This window comes from Pseudosulfitobacter pseudonitzschiae (assembly GCF_900129395.1).
GTDB lineage: Bacteria > Pseudomonadota > Alphaproteobacteria > Rhodobacterales > Rhodobacteraceae > Pseudosulfitobacter > Pseudosulfitobacter pseudonitzschiae.
The window spans coordinates 1-22,766 of the sequence record NZ_FQVP01000016.1 but is presented as its reverse complement, the minus strand read 5'-3'; the positions used below and the strand labels follow the sequence as shown (position 1 = coordinate 22,766).

Sequence of the window (22,766 nt, the reverse complement as noted above, 5' to 3'; positions counted from 1 at the left end):
GCCATCCGGGCAACCGCCAGTTGTATGACTAGCGCGGTCGCCCGGATGCTGGTGCTCGTCTACACGCTGATTATACCAAGTGGCAACATTTTGCGCTGCCCTTTTGCCCACTTGTACTCTGCCGATGACATAATGACGAGATATTCGGCCAGCTGCCCCAAGGCCGGGAAACCCTGAAGATGCGGGCGGAATCCTGATGGGGTCCGCCCGGCTGCAAGTGATTAGCTATTTTCGATCATAATTAACATCTTCGCTTAAGTGGATGGTCTCCGAAAGCCTGGAGCGACACAAGGTAGACAGCCAAAACACTCGGCACAGAACTGTCACCTCCGGTGTTGCTCCCGTCGGAAAACAGATGAACCATCCTCAGGCAAATGCATTCTTCACAGCGTCGCTCTTCGCATCGAACGGCATGGAAACGCGCGGTGAGAACCCGATTTCAAGCCTTGAACCGAAGCCCCAAGAGCAGGGCGTTTTGAAATCCTTTGCACCTAGGTCAATGGTCGGTTTTGTTGGCGGCGGCATTCGCAACGCATTGAAAAGGCCCCGCGCAACCCAAAACCAGCTGACCGATGCGCAAAGGGACAACATTGCACAGATGAGCTGGGCGGCCATTTCAGCCTGAGCAGGCGCGTACCTGTGACATTGCGGAACCACCGCCCCGCTCGCAGGTCTGCAGGCGCCCATTCCAACGGGTCAAAAACACCTGTTGATCAAAGATATTTGGTTGGAATCGATGTGGTAAACTTCAGCTCTTCCATCGAGATCATCGAATTGATCTGGCTGAATTCCAGCCGCTCGATCATCTTCTTGTAGACAAGGTCATAGGCACTCATGTCCGGCACAACGACCTTCAGGATGTAATCTACCGTACCCGTCAACCGATAGGCTTCGACCACTTCGGGGATTTCATCGATAAGATCACAAAAGCGCTGCAACCAGCCTATCTCGTGGCGCGGTGTCGTGACGCCGATAAAGATCGTCATCGGCACATTGGCGCGCACCTGATCGACCAGCGCCACGCGCTTTTTAATCAGCCCCGCTTCCTCCATCCGCTTGATGCGCCGCCAGCAAGGGGTCGGCGACAGCCCGACCGCGTCAGAGATCGCACTGATCACCGTGTCGCTGTCGCGCTGCAGAATATCCAGAATCTGCTGGTCGATGTCGTCAAAGGTAATCGTATCGATCGACTTGACGCCCGTCTTGCGCAGCTTTTCCGTCATGCGGGCACGAACTCGACGATGACACCCGACGCGTGCTGGGGGGCAACTGCCAGACCGGCCTGCGTCGTGATTGGCGTGATATCGGCATCCTTCAGACATTGCCGCGCGGCGTTCATGTCAGACACTTTGATCCGCAAAACCGTAAAGGCGCCCTTGGGGGTCAGGGACAGATCAACATCGGGATAAAGCGCCTGCATTTCCTCCCGTTGCAACAGAACCAGCGGCGCAGAATTCGCACCTGTGCTCACCGTCACGCCGCCGCTGGACGCACGGGTCGCGCCGTCGGCCCAGAGCCGCGCAAACCGCTTGCCATCTGCATCGGGATCTTCGGACAGCGCAAGGATCGCATCAAGGCCGCAGGCCGTGTTGGCGTGGGTCAGCAACTCGGGCAACCAGACGGTTTCGGGGGTCTTGTGCTGGCACATAAAGACCGAACCGAAGGGCACTTCAGCGGGGTCAAAGACCACTGTTGAAAAGGCTGCAACGGCAGAGCCGCCGTCGGGCAGCGGTACGGGGCGTTCGAAACTGCCCAGGCCGTGTGTCCCGATGCCAAGCTCTGCCAGCTGGGATGCCGCGGCTTCGGCAGTGCCGATACGACAGGCAATCGCATGCAAGCCCTGCCCCTGATCCTCCAGCGCCTTGCCCCGCGCCGCATTCAGCGGTGTCGCACGCAACAGGCCCAACAGTTCGAAATAATCGTCAGGAAACATGATGGTATAATTGGCAGAGCCCTTGGCCTCGGAGTGCAGGCCGCGCGGTGACAGGGTAAAGCCAAGCGCCGCGTATTGTTCGGCGGCCTTGTCCAGATCCTGAACCAGAGCAAAACAGTGATCTATACCTTTGACCGGGTGGGACATTTCAGTTTCCTTTCAGATATTGAGCTGGGGCAAGCTTACTTGCGCACCGGAGCCAGAAGAATTTCGTGCACGGCGACCGAAGGGTTCATGTTCGCCACGTAAAGCGCGGTCTGCGCCATGTCCTCGGGCTGGATCATGTCCGCCAGGGTCGAGACATCAAATCCGGGCCTTTTGGCCAGCAATGGCGTCGCAACCTCGGCAGGGCACAGCGCCGTCGACCGGATACCGTTCGCCCCCTCTTCCGCATTCAGGCTCGCGGAAATGTCGGACAGCGCATGTTTCGAAGCGCCGTAGGCCACGCCACCGTTGGAAGAATGGAACCGGCCCGCCCAACTTGAAGTGTGGATCATGATGCCATCACGTTGCGCGCGCATGACAGGAAGACAGGCGGCTATCACATTCAGCGCACCGGTCACGTTGATATTCAGAAGGTTGTCCCAGCTTTCCCAATCCAGATCCGCCCAGCGACGGCGTGGAATGTTAAGACCTGCGTTGTTGCACAAGATATGCAGACCATCTCCCCAAGCGGCAATTCGCTGTGCAGCCTCTGCCATGCCTTGACGGTCAGTCACATCACCCGCGACCACCAAGGCCATTTTCCTATCGGGGAACGTAGCGGCAATATCTTCGAGCGCTTGCGCTCCACGCCCCGTCAGAGCAACAAGAAAGCCTGCCCTGGCAAAGCCGAGCGCAACAGCAGCGCCTATGCCGGATCCTGCGCCGGTAACCCAAACTGTCTTCTGCATATGGAAGCCTCAGAGTTTCTCTATGGTAAAAATTTAACCTAGGTTAGGTCAATAAACTAGTAATTTTTTCTCTTTTATGAAAACAATATAGGAAACATATTGACTACATCAACGTCTTGGGCAGTGATGAACCAGCGAAAGCAATATCGCGATTCCACGAAGGGGTCCGACAGAAAGGGAGCTTTAAACATGAAGAAACAACTGATCGGTCTTGGCATCGCGTGCTTGACCGCAAGTACCGCACTGACGGCCGGCGTCGCTTCGGCACAAGAGGTCAAGAAGGGTGGCACGGCCATCATTCACATGATCTCCGAACAACGGATCCTGAACCCCGCATTGCGTGCGTCTACGGGCGTCTACAACATCAGCGGCAAAATCGTCGAACCCCTAATCGACAAAAGTTATGACGGCTACGTGCCAGTTCTGGCGACCGAATGGTCCGGTTCGGATGACGGTCTGACCATCACTGTCAAACTGCGCGAAAACGTGCGCTGGCATGACGGCGAGGATTTCACCTGTGATGACGTGTCCTTTACCGCCATCGAGATGTGGAAAAAGCTGCTGAACTATTCCTCGGCCCTGCAGGCAAACCTGGAATCCGTCGATTGCCCCGATCCGCACACCGCCGTGTTCAACTATTCCAAGCCGATGCCACTTGATCTGTTCGTGGCCGCCATGCCCGACCTTGGTCACCCGATGCCCAAACACCTGTACGAGGGCACCGACATTCCCAACAACCCCTACAACACCGCGCCCGTGGGCACTGGTCCGTTCAAGTTTGTCGAATACGAACGCGGTCAGTATGTGATGGCGGAAAAGAATGAAGACTACTGGCGCGAGGGCTATCCCTACCTCGACCGGATCGTCTGGCGCTTTATCAAGGATAAATCGGCTGCCGCTGCCGCTCTGGAAGCAGGCGAAGTACACGAATCCGGCTTTATCGGAGTGTCGATGGCCGATGTGGTCCGTCTTTCGGAAGACGACCGGTTTGATGTCGGCACCCAAGGCTACGAAAACAACGTCGCCCACTCGACCGTCGAATTCAACCACCGCAATCCGATCCTTGCGGACCTGAAGGTGCGTCAGGCCATCTATCACGGGCTGGACATTGATTACGCCATCGACACGATCATGCGCGGCTTTGCCGCCCCCGGACGCGGACCCGTCCCGCAAGCCGGTGGCGCCAACTATACCGACGACGTGAAAACCTATGCTTATGATGTCGAGCTGGCGAAAAAGATGCTGGACGAGGCAGGCTATCCCGTCAAAGACGACGGCTTCCGCTTCAAGCTGCGTCACCGTCCCGCACCTTGGGGGGAATACACCCAGCTTTGGGGCGAATACTTTGCGCAGGCGATGAAAGAGATCAACATCGACGTTGAAATCCTGACCAACGACGCGCCCGGCTTCCTGAACGGCGTGTACCGCGACCACGATTTCGACACGGCGAACGGCTGGCACCAGTTCCGGTCCGATCCTGCGGTGTCGACAACTGTCTGGCTGCGCTCGGGCCAGCCCGAAGGAACGCCATGGACCAACCAGTTCGGCTGGAAAAGCGAAGAGATGGACCAAATGATCGACGACGCGGCCTCCGAGCTTGATCCGGAGAAACGCGCTGAAATGTATCACGCGATCCAGCGCAAAGAGATGGAAGAAATCCCCGTGATCTTCGCGATCGAGCATCCCTTCATCTCGGTCACCTCGAAGAAGCTGAAGAACCACCACAACACACCACGCTGGAACTCCTCCAGCTGGTACGACCTTTGGCTCGACGAATAATCTGACCTTCGGGCAGGCCCCTTTCGGCCTGCCCGTTCCAAAGACCGCAGTCCTCCCACTCACCTGCGCGCACCAGAAAAGAAATCTCCGATGAAACCCACCATACCCCCGATGCTGATTTACGCCCTGAGGCGTCTTCTGCAGGCCATTCCGGTCATTATCCTGATTATGATCGGCACTTTCCTGCTGCTCAAACTGACTCCTGGCGACACTGTTGATGCGCTGGTCGGTGACATGGGCGGTGCGGATGCGGATTTTATCGCACGAATGCGAGCTGAATATGGGCTGGACCAACCGGTCTGGGTGCAGCTGTGGCGCTATATGGTCAAGCTGGCAACATTTGATATGGGACAGTCGTTCGTCTACGAACAACCCGTGGCGACCGTCCTGATGGACCGGCTTGGCACGACGTTGCTGCTGATGGCGACATCGCTCAGCCTTGCCTTTTCGATCGGGATCACGCTGGGCGCCTTTGCCGCGCGGCGGGCCTATTCGCTGACCGACAACCTGATTTCCACGCTGGGTCTGGTTTTCTATGCCACCCCCAGCTTCTTTCTGTCGCTGATGATGATGCTGCTGTTCTCGGTCAAGCTGGGCTGGCTGCCGGTCGGCGGGATCAAAACCATTGCCGGGTTTTACACCGGCTGGGATCACGTCGTGGATGTGGCCCGGCATCTGATCATGCCGACAGCGGCCCTGTCATTGATCTATTTGTCGTTCTATCTGCGGCTGATGCGGTCGTCGGTGATACAGGTCGCGGACCAGGATTTCGTGCGCACCGCACGCGCCAAGGGCGCTGGCGAAACGCGGCTGATGGTTCATCACATCATGCGCAACGCGCTGCTGCCTGCCGTTACCCTGTTCGGCCTGCAATTCTCGACCCTGCTGGGCGGATCGGTGGTGGTGGAAACCATCTTTACCCTGCCGGGGCTGGGGCAACTGGCCTATCAGTCGGTGATCCAACGCGACATGAACACGCTGATGGGCATCATCTTTTTGTGTTCGATCATCGTGATCCTCGTCAATTTTCTAACCGACCTGCTTTACGCACGTCTCGACAGCCGGATTGAACTCTCATGACTGTACTTGATACCGATCTGCGACCGGCAGAACCGCCCCGCTATGTCGTCTTCTGGCAGCGTTACCGCCGCAACCGCGCGGCACTTCTCGGGCTGGGCCTGTTCGCCATCGTTGTGCTGATGGCGCTGACCGCAGGGTTGGTTGATCCCGGCGACCCGCTGCGCCGTGCTGGTCTGCCGCTGGTCGCGCCCTTCGTGGACGCTGCAAATCCTCTGGGCACCGACCAGTTGGGCCGCAGTATCCTGTCGCAGCTGTTTTATGGTGCTCGGATTTCGCTGCTGGTCGGCGTTGTCGCCACGCTGGTGTCGATCATCATCGGCATCGTGATCGGCGCACTGGCCGGCTATTTCGGCGGCTGGGTCGATGACCTGCTGATGCGCATTACCGAAGCCTTCCAGACCATCCCGAACTTTGTGCTGTTGCTGACCCTTGTGGCCATCCTCGGCTCCAAGATCGAATGGATCACACTGGCCATCGGCATCGTCAGCTGGACCGCCCCTGCGCGCATGGTGCGGGCCGAGTTCATGTCCCTGCGCAACCGCGAATTCGTCGATGCCGCGCGCAATCTGGGAGTGTCGAACACCTCGCTGATCTTCCGTGAAATCCTGCCCAACGCCCTGCCGCCGATCATCGTCTACGCATCGGTCATCATGGCGCTGTCGATCCTGCTGGAAAGCGCATTGGCCTTCCTTGGTCTGGGCGATCCGAACTATGCCAGCTGGGGCAACATGATCGGCCAGGGCCGCGCCGTACTGCGCACAGCTTGGTACTGCTCGGCCATTCCGGGTATCGCGATCGTCTTGACGGTCCTGTCCTTCTCACTCTTGGGCGAAGGCCTGAACGACGCAATGAACCCGAGGCAGAAACAATGACCGCTGATACAGCTCCGATCCTCACGGTCCGTGACCTGCGCATCGCCCTGCCCGAGGGCGCCGACCGGCCCTTTGCCCTGCAAGGTCTGGATCTGACCGTCCACCCCGGCGAAATCGTCTGTATGGTCGGGGAATCCGGCTCGGGCAAATCGCTGTCGGCGGGTGCCATCATGCGCCTGCTGCCCGAGCCCCACGTGCATGTCGCGGGCGGCAAGATCATCTTCGAAGGCGAAGACCTGCTGGCCAAGACCGAAGCCGAAATGCGCAAGGTGCGTGGCAACCGGATCTCGATGATCTTTCAGGAACCGATGACTGCGCTGAACCCGCAGAAAACCGTGGGCTGGCAGATTGACGAGGTTCTGAAGCTGCACATGGGCGCCAAGCGCAAGGAACGGCAGGCCCACGCGCTGGAGATGCTCAAACGTGTGCATATCCCGGACCCGGAATCCGCTTATAACGCCTATCCCCACCAAATCTCCGGCGGCCAGCGGCAACGCGTGATGATCGCAATGGCCCTGTCGCTGTCGCCCAAGCTGGTGATCGCGGACGAGCCCACAACCGCATTGGACGTGACCACACAGTTGCAGATCCTCAAGTTGATCCGCGACCTGCAAAAAGAAGACGGCGCAGGCGTGTTGTTCATCACCCACGATTTCGGTGTCGTGGCGGAAATCGCCGATCATGTGATCGTGCTGCGTCAGGGGGAAGTGGTCGAACAAGGCCCCGCCGATCAGGTGCTGAACGATCCGAAACACCCCTATACACAGGCGCTGATCGCATCGGTTCCCGATCTATTGCCGCCCCCGCCCAAACCGGTCACCACGCTTCCCGTTGTCCTGAAAGGCACCGGGTTGCGCAAAACCTTTGCCGCGCGCGGCGGGTTGCTGACGGGCAAGCGCAAGGCGGTTGTCGCGGTCAAGGACCTCAGCTTCGAGCTGCATCAGGGGGAAACTCTGGGCGTTGTGGGTGAATCCGGTTCGGGCAAGACCACCGTATCGCGTCTGGTCACCCGTCTGCTGGACGCGGATGCCGGTGCGGTCGAGGTTGACGGCACCGATTTGCTGGCCTGCACCCCGCGCGAATTGCGCGGCATGCGCAAGCACATCCAGATGGTGTTTCAAGATCCGATGGCCTCGCTCAACCCGCGCAAACGGGTGGTGGACATCATCGCCCAGGGCCCCATCGTGCATGGCGAAGACCCTGACAAGGCGCGCGCACGTGCCCGCGATCTGCTGGAACTGGTCGAATTGTCACCCGCCGCCGCCAACCGTTTTCCGCACGAGTTTTCGGGCGGACAGCGGCAACGCATCGGCATTGCCCGTGCGCTTGCGATGGAACCCAAGGTCATCGTCGCCGATGAGCCGGTGTCGGCACTGGATGTCAGCGTACAGGCGCAAGTGCTGAAGCTGCTGGCCGACCTGCGGGACCGCATGAACCTGTCGCTGTTGTTCGTCACCCACGACCTGCGCGTCGCGGCGCAGCTGTGCGACCGCATCATCGTGATGCAAAAGGGCGAAGTGGTCGAGGCCGGCTTTACCGCCGAGATCTTTGCCAACCCGCAACATCCCTACACCCAGAACCTGCTTGCATCGATCCCGGGGCGGACATGGACGCCCCCGTATCGCAAGACAGACGCCGCTTGAGGAAACCCAATGGCTATTCAGTTCGACACCATCCGCACAGCCATTATTGGTGAGGGCACGACGATCCCCGGCCCCTTCGGACCGCGCGCGTTGATCTATGCCGATTACGTCGCCTCGGGGCGCTCTATCGGATTTATCGAGGATGCGATCCGCAAACATGTGCTGCCGTTCTATGGCAACACGCACACCGAAACGTCCTTTACCGGTCGGCGGTCGACGCAACTGCGTGAACTGGCGCGAGAGACAGTGCGCAAATCCGTGGGCGCGGATGCCAACCACGCCGTGATCTTTGCAGGCTCGGGCGCCACGGGGGCGGCGGACAAGCTGGTCAGGGCGCTGACCCTGCAGGGGCTGGACAACAGATCGGTGGTCTTTGTCGGCCCTTACGAGCATCATTCGAACGACCTGATCTGGCGCGAAAGCGGGGCGCAGATCGTGCGCATTCCGCTGAGCGACGCGGGCAGCATCTGTCTGAGCACACTGGAAAGCGCGTTGAAACAACACGCTGATGCACCTTTGAAGATCGCAGCCTTTTCGGCAGCCTCGAACGTCACCGGTGTGCGCACCGATCTGCGGGCGATTGCCCGTCTGGTGCATGCGCAGGGTGGCTGGTGCGTGGCCGATTTCGCCGCCGCAGCGCCCTATATCCCGGTGCGTTTGAGTGCATCGGAGAACGGTGCAGATGATCGCATTGATGCGGCATTCCTGTCACCGCACAAATTTCCGGGCGGTCCCGGTGCCTCGGGCATCCTGATTGCCGACCGCCGTATGCTGGACAGCCTGCGCCCCACCATCACCGGCGGCGGCACCGTGTCCTATGTCACCGCACTGCGCCATAACTACGTCTCGGACCCCGAGCGTCGCGAGGAAGCGGGCACGCCCTCTATCGTCGAGAACATACGGGCAGGTATGGTTCTGCAGCTGAAGGCTGATATGGACGAAGACGAGGTCGAACGCCGCGAGCAGGCCATGACCAACCGACTGGAAGCCGCCCTGCGCGCCATTCCGGGGGTCGAAATCCTCGGGCCGCAGAACGTGCCGCGCATCGGGGTGTTTTCCTTCAACATCCGCGTCGCGGGCAAGCTGCTGCACCACAACTATGTCGTGGCCCTGCTGAACGACCTGTTCGGCATTCAGGCGCGCGGTGGTTGTTCCTGTGCCGGCCCTTACGGCCACGCGCTGCTGGGCATTGATGACGCAACCGCCGAGTGCCACGAGCGCGCCGTGGAACTGGGCCACTCGGCCTTCCGGCCCGGCTGGGCGCGGCTGGGGGTCAACTGGTTCTTCGACGACACAGACACCGACCGCATCGCCGCCGCGCTGGCTCTGATCGCGGAACGTGGGCTGGACCTGTTGCCCTACTACAGACTGGATTTGACCGCAGGCGTCTGGCGCGCACAGCGCAAGATTGAGGACAAAGCCGTAGGCTCCCTGTCGGACCTGTGGAATGCACAAGACCGCCCGCAGGACACCGCACCCACCTTTGAGGGGTGTCTGAACTATGCCCGCGATCTTGCGGATGCGGCTGCCGACCTTCCCGGCGCGCCACCTCTGGAAATGTTGCCCGAAGAAGAAGCCCTGCGCTGGTTCTGGATGCCTCACGACATTGCACCGTCTACGCAACCCAATCAGGAGCCAGCCCTGTGACCGACGTGGTTTTCCCACCTTCGCTGTGGGCTGACACAGCGCCGCCGCGCGCCGCTGCCCCATCACTGGAAGGCACGGTCGAGACAGACGTGGCCGTAATCGGCGGCGGCTTCACCGGCCTTTCAGCAGCCATTGAAGTGGCCCGAAACGGCGGATCGGTCACCGTATTGGAAGGCAAGGCCGTCGGTTGGGGCGCTTCGGGGCGCAACAACGGACAGGTCATCCCGATCCTCACCTCTGCCGAGCCTGCTGTCTGGATCAAACGATATGGCGCCGCAGGCGAACGGATGGTTCAGCTGATCGGCAACTCGGCCAGCATCCTGTTCGATCTGGTCCGCGAATTCGACATGAAGGCCGAAGCCGAACAGACAGGCTGGTTCCAGCCCGCCCACAGCCCGGGCCGCGTGAAACTGTGCCAGACACGGGTCGACACATGGCAACGCCACGGCTTTCCGGCCGAGTTCAAAACCGCCGAAGAGACACGCGAAATCCTGGGCAGCGATTTCTGGTACGGCGGGATGCTGAACCCGACCGGCGGGCACATCAACCCGCTCGCTCTGGCCCGTGCCATGGCCAAAACGGCGGAAGAACTGAACGCCAAAATCTATGAAAACTCGGCTGTCACCAGCTATGAACGCGTCGGTGCGCAGTGGATCATTCGCACCGCCACAGGCATTGTAAAGGCGCGTGCTTTGATACTGGCAACCAATGCCTATACCGGAGAACTGGTGCCATCGCTGGCGCCGCGACTGGCGAAATCCATCATCCCGGTGCTCAGCTGGCAGATGGCCACGCAACCGTTAGGTGACAACCTGCGCCGAACCATCCTGCCCGGTCGGCAGGCTGTGTCCGACACCCGTGGCGATCTGCGGTTTTTCCGTTACGACGCCCGCAACCGCTTGATCACAGGCGGCGCGGTCATGGGCAGCCATGACGTGGTCAATCGCGTCCGCGCCAAGGCTGCACGCAGTCTGGGCGAAGCCTTCCCCGAACTGGGTACGCCCGAAATGACCCATGTTTGGTCCGGCTACATCGGCATGAACTGGGACCGCTTCCCGCGCATTCACCGGCTTGGCACAGATGGCTGGGTCTGGATCGGCTGCAACGGCCGCGGCGTGGCCTTTGGCACGGCGATGGGCCGCGAGCTGGCCCGTGCCGCCACCGGTACGAATGAAAACGATCTGGCCCTGCCTGTGACCGAACCGCGCCCCTTCCCCATTCACAGCATCGCCCGCCGCGTTGCACCCACCTATCTCGCATGGTTGAAACGCAAAGACCTGAGCGAGCCCAAACAATAAGGAGTCACCCGACGATGACCGATACCAACACCTCTGACGGTCTGGACGTGAACAGCGTTCCGATCCTGCTGCGCCGCAAGATCGAGGCAATGATCCTCAAGCATGTGCTGGAGGTGATCACCGACCGCACCGACCGCGCCGAGGCCGAGGCCGTCATCGGCGAGACCTGCTCGCGCTCGGCCATCGAGCAGGGCAAGCAATTGGCCGATGCCCTGGGCCACACACCCGACCTGACCGATTTCGCCGCGATCCAGCCGAACTGGACCCGCGAAGATGCGCTGCGGATTGATACGCTGAACGCCACCGAAGAGGCGCTGGACTTTAACGTCACGCGCTGCCGCTACTCTGAAATGTACAAGGAAATGGGGCTGGGCGACATTGGCCACCTGCTGTCGTGCAACCGCGACGGCGATTTCTGCATCGGTTACAACCCCGACATGGAACTGACCCGCACCCAGACCATCATGAAAGGCGCAAGCCATTGTGATTTCCGTTACCGCATGAAGAACAAGGACGCCTGAGCCATGGCCGTTGAAAACTGGGTCGCCAAACAAGTCGAATCCCTGACCGCATTCCGCCGCGATCTGCATCAGAACCCGGAACTACTGTATGATGTGACCCGCACCGCGGCCACCGTCGCCGATGCGCTCCGCGCCGCTGGCGTCGACGAAGTGGTCGAGGGGATCGGACGCACTGGCGTCGTTGGCGTTATCCATGGTCAGACAAACACATCTGGCCGGACAATCGGCCTGCGGGCGGATATGGACGCTTTGCCGATCGTCGAGGCCACTGGCAAACCCTGGGCGTCGAAGGTGGACGGCAAAATGCATGCCTGCGGCCACGACGGCCACACCACCATGCTGCTGGGTGCAGCGCGCCAGCTGGCGGAAAGCCGTGCCTTTGACGGCAACGTCATCGTCATTTTCCAACCTGCCGAGGAAGGCGGTGCGGGCGCCAAGGCAATGATCGACGACGGCCTGTTCACACGCTGGCCCTGCAACGAAGTCTATGGAATGCACAATCGCCCCAACATGCCTGTTGGTGAATTCACCATTGCGTCCGGCCCGATCATGGGCTCGGTAGACGAGGTGCGCATCACCATCGAAGGCCGCGGGGGCCATGCCGCCCGCCCTGACGAAACCATCGACACCTTCCCGATTGCAGCAGCCTTGATCCAGGCGATCCAGACCATCACCTCGCGGACCATCGACCCGATGGACAATGCGGTGGTGTCGCTGTGCACGATCCACGCAGGCAATGCGTTCAACGTGATCCCGCAAAAGATCGAGATCACCGGCACCGTGCGCACTTTGCGCGAAGAGGTCCGATCCCACATCGAAGCACAGCTGACAGCACTGGTGCCCCAGATCGCAGCAGGCTATGGCGCGACGGGCACGCTGGACTACATCCGCATGTACCCCGTCACCGTGAACCACGAACGCGAAACCGAACTGGCCGCCAATGCCGCGCAAGAAGTTGCAGGCATGGCGAATGTCTCGCTCGACATGCCGCCGGTTCTGGGCGGGGAGGATTTCTCGTTCATGCTGAACGAAGTGCCGGGCGCTATGATCAATATAGGCAACGGCCCATCCGCAGGGCTGCACCACCCTGAATATGACTTTAACGATGATGTCATTGCGTGGGGCTGCTCTTACTGGACCACGCTCGTGCGTCAGCGTCTGCCCATCAACTCAGGGGCATCGTAATAACGACGTGACCATCTTCGACATCGAGCGCGACATCAATGGGCTGGATATCGATGCCCGTCTTGCCGCCCGCCAGAACCTGTCTCGGCCCTTGGTCAATAGCCTCCCTGATTGGCTGAAGGAAGAGCGTGCAAAACTGTCACGGCACAACAAGGTGGCCAAGGCGATCAACTACATGTTTGAGGAAGATGGCCGCTGGCAGGCCTTCACGACATTCCTGAATGACGCGCGTATCTGCCTGACGAATAATGGGGCCGAACGCGCTCTGCGCGGCGTGGCTCTGGGTCGGAAGTCATGGCTCTTCGCGGGTTCCGAGCGCCGCGGCGAGCGGGCCGCTGCCGTGTATACCCTGATCGTAACGGCCAAAATGAACGACATCGACCCACAGGCTTGGCTCGCCGATGTCCTCGCCCGATTGCCCGACATGTCCGTCTCGCGCATCCATGAGATTTTGCCCTGGAACTGGAAAGCCCTGTCCCTCGCCGAGGCAGCGTGACCATGCAGCTGAACAAAGTGTATTCCGTCAAGACTATCGACCGCGTCGCAGCCGAACTGGGCGAAACCGTCGATCGGATCTTCGATCTCGCCATCGATATGGAAACCGAACATGGCGTGATCTGGGTCTACGGCCCCGGCGCCGACAGTGTCATTGCCTTCACTCCGTTTGGGATCGAAAACTTGCAAGAGCTCATCGAAATGGACCGTGACCTCGCTGTGGCCTACGCCGGCTTGCTGTTACCCACAAGTGGTGTGGTAAATTGATTCACCTACTATAATTGGTCTTGGCGAGGATGATACGATCATGATTCGTCATGTGGCACCGAATAGGAGGTGCAAGCATGGGACAGAGCTGGGTGAAAACAGAAACCGCCGGTTGCGACCTAGGGGATGAGCGATTGAACCGCAGGCTCGGCGCGATACTCGAGGCCCTCGGGGAGCGACCGGGGAAATCACTGCCGACGGCGTTTCAGGACTGGTCGAACACCAAGGCGGCCTATCGTTTCTTTTCCAATGGGAATGTCAGCGAACATAGAATCTTAGAGGGGCATTTTGCGGCTTCTGCCCTGCGTATCCAGGCAACCAGCGGTCCAATTCTTATCCTGCAGGATACGACAGAGTTCAACTTTAAGCGCGCGTCTCCGGAAAAGATTGGATTCACCCATGTCTCGACCGGGCAGAAGCTGAAGGACGGCCGGCGTAAGAAACATGTGGTCTGCGGGTTCCAGATGCATGCCAGCCTGGCGATCACCCCGGACGGTCTGCCGCTCGGGTTGACGGCAGCAAAATTCTGGTCCCGCGCCGCCTTCAAAGGCACCGCCGCGCTCAAGCGCAAGATCAATCCGACCCGCGTGCCCATTGAACAAAAGGAAAGCATGCGCTGGCTCGACAACCTGCGCCTGTCGACCGAGTTGGCGGGTTCGCCGGAACGTTGTGTGCATGTCGGAGACAGGGAGAGTGACATCTACGAGCTGTACTGCTTGGCGGAGGAACACGGGACTGGCTTTTTGGTCCGGAGCTGCGTCGACCGCTTGGCAGAAGATGGCGGGACTACCATCGCCAAAGTCATGGCAGAGGTGCAGGCGAGCGGCACCCACGAGGTGCGGTTCCGGGATGCGCAGGGCAAGGAGCATTGCGCGGTCCTGTCGGTCCGGTATGCCAAGATGACGGTCTGTCCGCCGATCGGAAAGCAGCGGAAATACCGACACCAGGAACTACAGATCATCCATGCCGAGGAACTCAATCCGCCGGAAGACAGGGCACCCCTATTCTGGAAGTTGATCACGAACCTGCCCGTCGGGTGCCACGCGGAGGCTGTAAACAAGCTCGAATGGTACGCCCTGCGCTGGAAAATCGAGACTTTCTTCCGGACGTTGAAAACCGGCTGCCGGATTGAGGAGCTACGTTTGGCCACGGCCGATCGCCTAGCCAACTGCATCGCGCTCTGCTGTGTGGTGACGTGGCGGGTGACATGGCTGGCAATGCTCAGCCGCAAGACACCCGCAGCCGACCCCGCTGCTGTATTCACGGCGGACGAGCGCTATCTGCTCGACCAAGCTACACCAGAACGGAAACAGCACGCACCTCGCGACCTAGAATTCTATGTCAGGGCGGTCGCACGACTCGGTGGCTATCTCGACCGCGCTTCCGACGCACCGCCAGGGACGACAGTCATATGGCGCGGCTTCTCACGCCTCGTCGACCTCGTAGAAGGTGCCCGTCTCGCAAGGCCTCCGACTGGTACTTGTGGGTAACTGCAAGCTACGCCGGATGCTTACGATAGATTGGGCGCTCGGGGTCCAAAAGCCGCCCGGCCCAGACTGACAGTTCAGGCTGCGCACCGATGTTTAGACTGCCGCTGACCTAGGCCGGTCCGGAGAAGCCGCGCAGCGGCATTGATGCCCGGTTTGCGCCGTCACCGTCGCCCAAGCCGTCCCAGTCTCGCCAGCTGCGCTAGCATTTTTGACCCTGTGTCTGTGGACCTTCTGCCGCCTGTGGAACCCGTCTGCCCCATGCCTTGCCTGACAGGCATCTGCTGTATCCTGAACAACTGCCGAGCCCTGAGGGCAGCATATTCCGCACCACTAGCCCCTCCGATCAGGTAGCGATTGTAGGCCTGCTGGCTTCCCATAGCTGCGCGAGCGAAATTGTATCCGCCGCCGAGACCTCCGGAGAGGGCGGGCATCATGATGTTGCCGGAGATCGCGCGGACGATGAAGGGCGTGGCGATAATGAAGCCCTTGGCCATGAGCACCATCATAAAGAAGGGTATGAGCGCGCCGATGTTGGAAGCCCCTTCCGGATCACCCAACTCGCCTATGAGAGCCGAGGCCACCCCGGTGATGGTCGCGAAGACCCCTGCGACCACGATAGGGTAGATCGCGAAGGAGATAAGCGCGGATAACCAGCGCGCGAAATAATCCTTGGTCACCTCGAAGAGGGTCAGGAAAATCATCACCGGGGCGATCCCGATCAGAAGCGCGATCATCAGTCGGGAGGCCACGAGGATGAAGGCGGCCAGTCCGCCGAGGATCGAGAGCAGAAGCACACCGACGATGTCGAGCATGGCGCCAGCCATCCAGTTCAGCTCGGACCCGGCGGCATTCAGGTAATCGCCGAGCTCGGCGATCAGCCGGTCGAATTCTTCAGCGAAAGTTCCAGAAGGCCCCGGGCTGCCGCCGCCGACGGAGGCCACGAGCGCGCCCGCGATACTGTCGATCCCATAGAGAATGGCAGACGAGAAGGCGTTGAACTGCATCCAATTGGTCGCGAATATCCCGATGAGCCCGATCTTGACCGCGAGCCAGTAGGCTGTGTGCCCATCCATGGCCCGATATTGATAGATCATGTTGATGCCGACGAGGATCACCACCAGCGTTGTCCCCAAAACCAGGAGCGTGCCGACCGTTGCCGCAACCGCACCAAACTGGGTCTCAGCGGCGGTGTCGAGATAGGTCTGGGAGGTTTCAACGAAGTAGGTGACGACACTCATCGCGGGGCTGCCTTACCAATTACCTGCGGCGTCGCAGATGGCCTTGGCGGCAGTTCGGGCGGCGCTGGCGCGGCGGTTGTAGCCATCCGAGGCTTCGAGCATTTCCCATCGTTCGTCGCTCGCGTAGCTCTCCCGAAACACGGCCTCGGCCGCGTTCCAGGACGGGAACCGGGTCGCGCAGTCGCAGTTGCCGATCTCGACGACCCGCTCGAGATTCTGGGCGCGATAGATGTCCTGAACCAGAACCCGCTGATAGGCTTGGCGCAGGGGGATCTCCTGCATCCAGACGGGCTCGGCGGGCCGGTCCAGACAGACGTCAAAGCTGCGATCGAGGGTTGGCACTAGGTTGCGCTCGGCAACGGCGAAGGTAGGCGTCAGGCTTAGGGCCAGCGCGGCCAAGGCGAGGTGCTGCGCCTGCCTCATGCCGTGGCTCCAGCGGGTGTGGTTTCGCGCTTCAGGAAGACCGTGTGCCCGACATTGGCGAATTCCGAAGTGCTGATCGACACCACCTCCCAGCCTTCCGCACCTTTGGCATTCAGGCTGGCTTGCATGTCGGCAAGGCTGGTTTTGCGGGTCATGGGAAAGGACAGGATATCGTATTCAAAGGTTTTCATGGGGAAGTTCCAATCTCGGTTGCGCCGGGCAGGTAGAATTCGGTGATGCCGCGTTTGCCGTCATGGCGACCGGCCTGGATGATCACATCGATGGAATTTTCGATGTACTGGATCATGTCGGCATAGGTCATCGGGATCTCGGTTTTGAGTGCTGCGATCGCGAGGCGCTGCACGGCCAATTGCGGGGTTTCGGCATGCAGCGTGGTCATCGAGCCGCCATGGCCGGTGTTGATCGCCTCGAGGAAGGTCATGGCCTCCTTGCCGCGCACCTCGCCGAGGATGATCCGGTCGGGGCGCATGCGCAGCGTGGCGGTGAGCAGCACATCGGCCGTCTGGAACTCCGCATCGCGATTGGCGATGAGGGTCACAGCATTGGGCTGCGTCGGTAGAAGCTCGGCGGCTTCTTCGATGGTGACGATGCGTTCCTCAGACGGCACATGGGAGAGGATCTTTCGCGCAGCGACTGTCTTGCCGGTCGAGGTGCCGCCCGAGACGATCATGTTGAGCTTGTTCTCGACACAGAAGGCGAGGGCGTCATCGATCAAACCGGAGGCCACCACTGCGCGCAAGGCACTTTTCTTTTCCACGCGCAGGTCTTCGAGCTTGCGCTCCTTGCCGTAGAGAAAATCGAGCGCGATGCCCTCGAGTGGCAGGCTTGAGAAGAACCGCAGGCTGATCGACATCGCAGTCAGCACGGCAGGCGGGGTGATGACTTGTGCCCGGATGGGGCGGCCCTTGTAGGTGATAGAGACCGAGACGATGGGGCGGTCCTTGCTCATCGTGGTATTGGCGGAGGAGGCGATCTGGTTGCCGAGGTCTTTGACTTCGGTTGCGGTCAACGCCTGGTCCAGCCTCCGCATGAAGTGATCGCCCTGGAATTCTCCCCAGCAGGTGCCATCAGGGTTGATGCAGATCTCGATGACATCGTCGCGAGCGGCGGCGTCGATCCGGTCGAGCGAGGTTTCGAGATAGCTCAGCGACATGGGCTCAGAATATCTCCAGATCGCGGTCGACCATGACCGTGACGCGTGCGCCTTGGTCGACATAGATGACGGGGCCGATGGAGAGGTAATCGCCAATGACGCTGTCCGTCGCATCTGCCAGATCATCGCCCACGTCTTCGAGAACGTCGGCGGCAGTCTCATCCTGGACCTCGGAGGCGGCGGCACTTGGTGCGGCGGAAATCAGCGAGATCAGGGCGGCCGACCCGAAACGCTCGGCGAAGCGTGTGTCCACGAAACCGGTGACGCCGGAGCGGCCCAGTTCATCGCCCCCGAAGGAGCTGATCTGGACGGTCTGGCCCGCGGGCAGGATGATCCGGTCCCAGGCGATGGTGACGCGGCGCTGCGCGATATCGACGCCGGCGCGGTAGCGCCCGATGAGACGGGATCCGCGGGGGATCAAGAGGCGCGCGCCATCGACGCTGTAGACATCCTCGGACACCACGGCACGGGTCTGGCCGGGCAGCGAACTGTCAAGCGCAGTTTCCATGACGGCTTGGATCATGGTGCCCTGGATGATGGTGTTGGAGGGATTGGCGATCACCTCGGCCTGCGTCACGGTGGAGGGCAACGCACCGTTCAGAACAAAATCGGTGACTTCGCCGAAGGTGCGTTCGGTCAGAGCCGTTTCATTCGCTCCGGAGGCACCGCCAAAAGCGATGGTGGGCGAGGCGATACGCCGCTCCTGGAAGGCACGTTCCTCCGCGGCGCGGCGCTCCAGCTCGGCCATGCGCCGGGCTTCTTCCTCGCGGCGCAGTCGCTCTTGCTCGCGTGCGCGCAGCTCATCCTCCGTAGGGCCCGTTGGGGCGGGTTGCGGTTGGCTGGCCTCGAGTTGGGCCAGTTCCAGATCCATGCGGAGTTGCTCAAGGCTGCGATCCCGCGCCGTCAGTTCGTCCTGGAACCGTTGCTGTGCGGCTTCCGAGGCGGCTTGTAGCGCAACGATCTGAGCGGTCAGCGCATCGATCGTCTCTGCGGCGGCGGTGTCTTCCTCGACGACCGGTTCAGGGGCGTTGCGCAACTCCTCGATCTGGGCCTGCAGGGCGGCGATCTGCGCCAGAAGCTCCGCGTTGGGCTCGACGGGGTCTGGTCCGACGAACACAACCTCGGGCTCGGGCGGGGGCAAGGTCTCGATAGCGCCAAAGCCATCCCCTTCGTTTTGGAAAACGTCCGGAGTGGCCGTCGGCAAGGCTTCCTCTTCTTCGGGCTGTGAGAGGAGATAAAGCAGGGCACCACCCGCGCCGATGACGAGGACCACGATCAGAGCGAGAAGGGGCGACCGGCGCTGCGCCGCCGTGGGGGCGCGGGCACTGCCTTTCTCAAGGGCGGCGAGGCGTTTTTCCAGCTCGGTATTCTCGGTATCGCTCATGAGGCGGCCTCCGCGGGCGAGATCGCCTCGATGCAGACCACCTCTTCGCCAAGTCGCAGGACCCATTGGCGGTTCACGCCGCTGACGCGGATCACGCCGTCTTCAGGGGTTTGCGTGTTGACCGTGCGCTCGCGGCCGCCCGCGTAGCGAAAGATCGCTGGCACAGGTGCGTTCCGCGGAAACGCGAAATACGTGAAACTCCCGTCATCCCAGATGCGGGTTGGCGTGAACTCGGTCCGCGCGCTGGCACCGTAGTTGTAGTTCGGCACTTGGGCCGCGATGGTCCGGGTCGGGCGCGCAGCGTCGTCAGGGTAGCGGAACTGCACCACGTAGAAGGTCGGGCTGCGGACCTCCTCGACGTTGAAATAGTAGCTGCGCCGGTTGGTGTAGGCCGTCACATTGGTATGGACGCCGCGCGCGACGGGCTTGATTGCAAATGCCTGACCACCGGGCACGCCATCAATCTCAAACCCTTCCGTGTCGCCCGCGATAATCGAGCGGATGCTTTCACCCTCTCCAAACTCGATGGTGGTGACATGGGTGAGCGAGACGCTGATGCGGTAGACCTGACCTTCTTGATATGCTGCCAGCCGCACGCGGCTGTCATTTGGGCCGCCGCGCGGGATGGCTTCGGCAAAGGCAAGGGCAGGAAGCAAAACAAATATGGCAGCAACAAAGAACTTAATGATCAAACTAATTCTCCAATCTGTCGGAGCGGATAGAATATTCGAGCACGGTGAAGCCGAAGGGGTTGGTCCAGACCTCATCGATGGACCGGCGGGTCTCGGGACGGAACTCGAAGAGAAGGGTTGCGGTGAAAAGCCCGGTCTGGGTGCCGTTGATCGAAGTCAGCCGCTTGCGCAAGCGCACGGTGGCGCGATTGCTGCCGATCCGGTTGATGCTGAGGATTTCCACGTCGAGCCGAGCATTGGGGCCATAGACCGTCGGCGGGTAATTCTCGTTGGCGCTGTTCCAGATCTGGCGCAGCCCGCTCTCGGCGGCCCCGTCCGAGCGACGCAGGACGCTGCGGATGCGCAGATCGTTATCGAGCTGGTTGTAGACCTCCCGGTCGGTCACATAGCGGAAGACCTCCGCCTCGATGATCGCCTGGTTGGCGGTCACCGAGGAGGCGCCCACCGAGGCCTCGGGGAGTGCAAAGCCGGTGGCGGGATCGTAGGGAACAACGACGGGGGGCGGGTCGACATCGAGGATCGAGACAGCCGCGGCACTCAGACAGCCGATGATGCCGAAGACAAGACCTGCCAGACCAAGGCGTTGCCAGAGCCGTTCGCGGCGCAGGGCACCGTAGACCAGCTCTTCCTCAATGATCTCTTGTTCACTCGCCACGTGTCACACCCCGCAATCACTCGGCCCGAAGGTCCGGCAAGGTGAAATCCATGAAGCGCTGTTCTTCGGCGATTGTGGCAGCATCAATCACGTCGCCTGTGCCGTCACCCACGGTTTGCACAGCTTCGAGCTGCCACAAGGCGACGAGGGCAATTGCCAGCTCCGCGGTCACGCGCGTGTTGAGATCGACGCTTTGCTTGAGCTCTTCCATGTCGTCGATGAGCCCGACGAGGCGGTCTACCCGCTCGAGCGATTGGCCGGCATCCTCATAGCTGTTCTGGGCCGCCGCCGAGACAAGGGCACCGGTGGTGGCCTGCGTCGCCACGCGGTTGGCCCCGGGATTTCCGCTCGTGGCCATTTCCGAGAGGGTGTCCTCGTCAAATCCGAGATCGGCCAGTACCCGGTCCATCTGGGTTTCGATCTCGCCCGCACCGGAGCCGGACAGGCCGGAGAAATCCCCAGTCTTGATCGCTTCAATCGTGGCGAGGATATCCCCGAATTCCTGATCGAGCAGGCCGTTCAACTCGTCTTCCATTTCTGTGCGGATGATTTCAGGCAGTTCGGCGAGGCGGGTGAGCGCCTCATAGGTTCTTTGCAGCTCCGCGAGTTGGTCCGTGAGTGTCGCAAGCTGTTCACGGAGCTGCGTCAGCTGCTCGTTTTGCAGAATCTCGTCCTCGATCATCTGCCGGAGCTGCTGGATGTTTTGCGCGATGTTCTGGGTATCGACGACGGGCACGCCTTGTGCTGCTACAGGGGGTAGGGCGCTGAACTGCAAGCCAATGCCAAGCGTTGTGACCAAAGCTGTCCTCAAGAGCAGATGTCCCATCATTCAATCTCCCTGATCGTAAAATCCATGAAGGCGCCTTCGGCCATGCGGGCGCTGGCCTGGGCCAGCTCCTCGGCAGAAAGGACGCGGGTGCGTGCTGCCTGAAGCCGGATGCGTGCAGCGACGAGGCGCACGAGTTCGGCGCGGGCATAGGTGTTGAGTGCGATGCTTTCCTGCACGTCTTCAGTCTCGGAAATCCGTTCGACGATGTCGGAAATGCGCAGGGCGGCTTGGCGGATCGCGGCTGGTGAGTTGCTGCCATAAAAGGCCGCCCCATGACCCGTGAGCGAGAGGTTGGCATTGGCGAGAAGCGCCGGGTCGATCGTGCCAAGCGCATCGATCCCGCCGATACGGCTTAGATAGAGATTGTAGCGTTCAGGGATGACCGACACGTAGTGCTGGGTCTCGCGGAAGGGTGGCACGCCGCCATACTCGAAAACCCAACCGGGTCCGGCGTTATAGGCCGCGAGGGCGTTGATGATGTTGCCATCGAATGTGTTGAGCTGGGTCGCGAGATAGCGCGCGCCGCCATGCACCTGAAGGTAGGGGCTGTCATAGTATTCCGGGTTGATGCCCAGATCGCTGGCCGTCCCAGGCATGATCTGGGTGAGACCATAGGCGCCGACGGGAGACCGTGCCCCAATCGTAAACCGGCTTTCCTGCCAGATCAGCGCTTGCAGCAACGCGCGCCACTGGACGGGCGAGAGCCCTGCGCGGCCAACACCCGCAAAGCCGCTGGTCTCCTGGGCGACCCGGATGATGAGCTGCTCGATGTTCTCAGACGCATCCCCGAACATCTGCGCACCGCCGGGATTGGGATCAATGTCACCCGTGCCATAGACCGCCTCGACAGAGCGGGCTGGATCGCCACTGCCGCTTTCCAGGCCCGAGACCATCGCCGGCTGTCCTTGACCGCCGAAGCTGGTTTGGGCATCGAGGATGCGTCGGAGGGTTTCCAGCTGCTCCCGTTCGATCTCGGCGATGAGTTCGCGCACTGCAAGCTTGTCGGCCTGAACAGCTAAGTCTGCCTCGCGATCGCCGGTCTCGACGATGTCACGCGCGGTCAGCCCACTGTCATTGGTCGGCACGCCTTGAGACAAGGCGAGACCGGGCAGCAGGCAAAGTGCCAGGATATGAGGCAGGCTAGACTTCAATGTCGCCCTCCGGCGCATCTAGAGGCGTGAAGGTGCAATCAGGCGCGACAGGGGCTGTCGAGGCCAGGAAGGTGAAGCAATTGGCCTGCGGTTCCTGGTACTGGGCGCAGGAGGCCA

The 22,766-nt window shown here is 60.9% G+C and carries 23 protein-coding genes and 1 pseudogene; 12 read left to right on the top strand and 12 right to left on the bottom strand.

Features of this window, described 5'->3' with window-relative positions:
- The first annotated feature begins 355 nt into the window (after window positions 1-355).
- A complete protein-coding gene (locus BUC08_RS23220) occupies window positions 356-625 on the top strand; it encodes a hypothetical protein (protein WP_037931473.1) in 270 nt (89 codons plus the stop codon).
- An 88-nt stretch (window positions 626-713) separates the two neighbouring features.
- Here the strand turns inward: BUC08_RS23220 and BUC08_RS23215 are convergent, their stop codons facing one another.
- Genes BUC08_RS23215 through BUC08_RS23205 form a run of 3 tightly spaced genes read right to left on the bottom strand, consistent with a single transcriptional unit; the run spans window position 714 to window position 2,826 of the window.
- Window positions 714-1,223: an Lrp/AsnC family transcriptional regulator gene (locus tag BUC08_RS23215; protein ID WP_051539365.1), complete on the bottom strand. Its 510-nt coding sequence runs from the start codon at window positions 1,221-1,223 to the stop codon at window positions 714-716.
- Window positions 1,220-2,080: a VOC family protein gene (locus BUC08_RS23210; RefSeq protein WP_037931470.1), complete on the bottom strand. Its 861-nt coding sequence runs from the start codon at window positions 2,078-2,080 to the stop codon at window positions 1,220-1,222. Before BUC08_RS23210 ends, BUC08_RS23215 begins: the two co-directional genes overlap by 4 nt.
- Before the next feature lie 35 nt (window positions 2,081-2,115).
- Window positions 2,116-2,826, bottom strand: a complete 711-nt coding sequence (locus BUC08_RS23205; protein ID WP_037931467.1) for an SDR family oxidoreductase — start codon at window positions 2,824-2,826, stop codon at window positions 2,116-2,118.
- 189 nt (window positions 2,827-3,015) lie between these two features.
- On the opposite strand from BUC08_RS23205, the gene BUC08_RS23200 reads away from it, so the two are divergent.
- From BUC08_RS23200 to BUC08_RS23150, 11 genes and pseudogenes are all read left to right on the top strand, one after another.
- On the top strand, window positions 3,016-4,605 hold the full coding sequence (locus BUC08_RS23200) for an ABC transporter substrate-binding protein (protein ID WP_028955066.1): 1,590 nt from the start codon (window positions 3,016-3,018) through the stop codon (window positions 4,603-4,605).
- A 90-nt stretch (window positions 4,606-4,695) separates the two neighbouring features.
- Window positions 4,696-5,685 (top strand): ABC transporter permease, encoded by a 990-nt coding sequence (locus BUC08_RS23195; protein WP_037914598.1) that lies wholly within the window; start codon window positions 4,696-4,698, stop codon window positions 5,683-5,685.
- Window positions 5,682-6,557, top strand: a complete 876-nt coding sequence (locus BUC08_RS23190; protein ID WP_037931465.1) for an ABC transporter permease — start codon at window positions 5,682-5,684, stop codon at window positions 6,555-6,557. Before BUC08_RS23195 ends, BUC08_RS23190 begins: the two co-directional genes overlap by 4 nt.
- Complete coding sequence (locus tag BUC08_RS23185; RefSeq protein ID WP_037931462.1) at window positions 6,554-8,200, top strand: ABC transporter ATP-binding protein; 1,647 nt, start codon at window positions 6,554-6,556, stop codon at window positions 8,198-8,200. Before BUC08_RS23190 ends, BUC08_RS23185 begins: the two co-directional genes overlap by 4 nt.
- A gap of 9 nt (window positions 8,201-8,209) precedes the next feature.
- The gene (locus BUC08_RS23180; RefSeq protein ID WP_037931459.1) at window positions 8,210-9,847 is read left to right on the top strand and encodes an aminotransferase class V-fold PLP-dependent enzyme; all 1,638 of its coding nucleotides are present in this window, start codon (window positions 8,210-8,212) and stop codon (window positions 9,845-9,847) included.
- The gene (locus BUC08_RS23175; RefSeq protein ID WP_037931457.1) at window positions 9,844-11,145 is read left to right on the top strand and encodes an NAD(P)/FAD-dependent oxidoreductase; all 1,302 of its coding nucleotides are present in this window, start codon (window positions 9,844-9,846) and stop codon (window positions 11,143-11,145) included. Before BUC08_RS23180 ends, BUC08_RS23175 begins: the two co-directional genes overlap by 4 nt.
- Window positions 11,146-11,159: 14 nt before the next feature.
- Window positions 11,160-11,666, top strand: coding sequence for an L-2-amino-thiazoline-4-carboxylic acid hydrolase (locus BUC08_RS23170; RefSeq protein WP_197021920.1), 507 nt, complete (start codon window positions 11,160-11,162; stop codon window positions 11,664-11,666).
- A gap of 3 nt (window positions 11,667-11,669) precedes the next feature.
- A complete protein-coding gene (locus BUC08_RS23165; RefSeq protein ID WP_037931454.1) occupies window positions 11,670-12,851 on the top strand; it encodes a M20 aminoacylase family protein in 1,182 nt (393 codons plus the stop codon).
- Between the two features lie 13 nt (window positions 12,852-12,864).
- Window positions 12,865-13,347 (top strand): annotated as a pseudogene (locus BUC08_RS23160) (IS66 family transposase); the annotation flags it as partial.
- Between the two features lie 2 nt (window positions 13,348-13,349).
- On the top strand, window positions 13,350-13,613 hold the full coding sequence (locus BUC08_RS23155; protein WP_037931448.1) for a hypothetical protein: 264 nt from the start codon (window positions 13,350-13,352) through the stop codon (window positions 13,611-13,613).
- 77 nt (window positions 13,614-13,690) lie between these two features.
- Window positions 13,691-15,103, top strand: coding sequence for an IS4 family transposase (locus BUC08_RS23150; RefSeq protein ID WP_037931445.1), 1,413 nt, complete (start codon window positions 13,691-13,693; stop codon window positions 15,101-15,103).
- A 161-nt stretch (window positions 15,104-15,264) separates the two neighbouring features.
- Here the strand turns inward: BUC08_RS23150 and BUC08_RS23145 are convergent, their stop codons facing one another.
- The 9 genes from BUC08_RS23145 to BUC08_RS23105 are packed head-to-tail and all read right to left on the bottom strand — an operon-like array spanning window position 15,265 to window position 22,583.
- Window positions 15,265-16,341 (bottom strand): TrbL/VirB6 family protein, encoded by a 1,077-nt coding sequence (locus BUC08_RS23145; RefSeq protein ID WP_037931442.1) that lies wholly within the window; start codon window positions 16,339-16,341, stop codon window positions 15,265-15,267.
- 12 nt (window positions 16,342-16,353) lie between these two features.
- On the bottom strand, window positions 16,354-16,764 hold the full coding sequence (locus BUC08_RS23140) for a hypothetical protein (RefSeq protein ID WP_037931440.1): 411 nt from the start codon (window positions 16,762-16,764) through the stop codon (window positions 16,354-16,356).
- Entirely contained in the window at window positions 16,761-16,955 is a 195-nt protein-coding gene (locus BUC08_RS23135) for a DUF4177 domain-containing protein (RefSeq protein WP_037931437.1), read from the bottom strand. Before BUC08_RS23135 ends, BUC08_RS23140 begins: the two co-directional genes overlap by 4 nt.
- Window positions 16,952-17,938, bottom strand: a complete 987-nt coding sequence (locus BUC08_RS23130; RefSeq protein ID WP_037931434.1) for an ATPase, T2SS/T4P/T4SS family — start codon at window positions 17,936-17,938, stop codon at window positions 16,952-16,954. The genes BUC08_RS23135 and BUC08_RS23130 overlap by 4 nt, the downstream gene beginning before the upstream one ends.
- 4 nt (window positions 17,939-17,942) lie before the next feature.
- Complete coding sequence (locus BUC08_RS23125) at window positions 17,943-19,322, bottom strand: TraB/TrbI/VirB10 family type IV secretion system protein (protein ID WP_037931432.1); 1,380 nt, start codon at window positions 19,320-19,322, stop codon at window positions 17,943-17,945.
- Window positions 19,319-20,014 carry a TrbG/VirB9 family P-type conjugative transfer protein gene (locus BUC08_RS23120; protein ID WP_174861777.1) on the bottom strand — a complete coding sequence of 232 codons (696 nt, stop codon included), beginning with the start codon at window positions 20,012-20,014 and terminating at the stop codon, window positions 19,319-19,321. The genes BUC08_RS23125 and BUC08_RS23120 overlap by 4 nt, the downstream gene beginning before the upstream one ends.
- A 1-nt stretch (window position 20,015) precedes the next feature.
- Window positions 20,016-20,669: a VirB8 family type IV secretion system protein gene (locus tag BUC08_RS23115; protein ID WP_037931429.1), complete on the bottom strand. Its 654-nt coding sequence runs from the start codon at window positions 20,667-20,669 to the stop codon at window positions 20,016-20,018.
- A gap of 16 nt (window positions 20,670-20,685) precedes the next feature.
- The gene (locus BUC08_RS23110) at window positions 20,686-21,495 is read right to left on the bottom strand and encodes a type IV secretion system protein (protein WP_037931486.1); all 810 of its coding nucleotides are present in this window, start codon (window positions 21,493-21,495) and stop codon (window positions 20,686-20,688) included.
- Complete coding sequence (locus tag BUC08_RS23105) at window positions 21,495-22,583, bottom strand: lytic transglycosylase domain-containing protein (protein WP_073194582.1); 1,089 nt, start codon at window positions 22,581-22,583, stop codon at window positions 21,495-21,497. Before BUC08_RS23105 ends, BUC08_RS23110 begins: the two co-directional genes overlap by 1 nt.
- Between the last annotated feature and the right edge of the window lie 183 nt (window positions 22,584-22,766).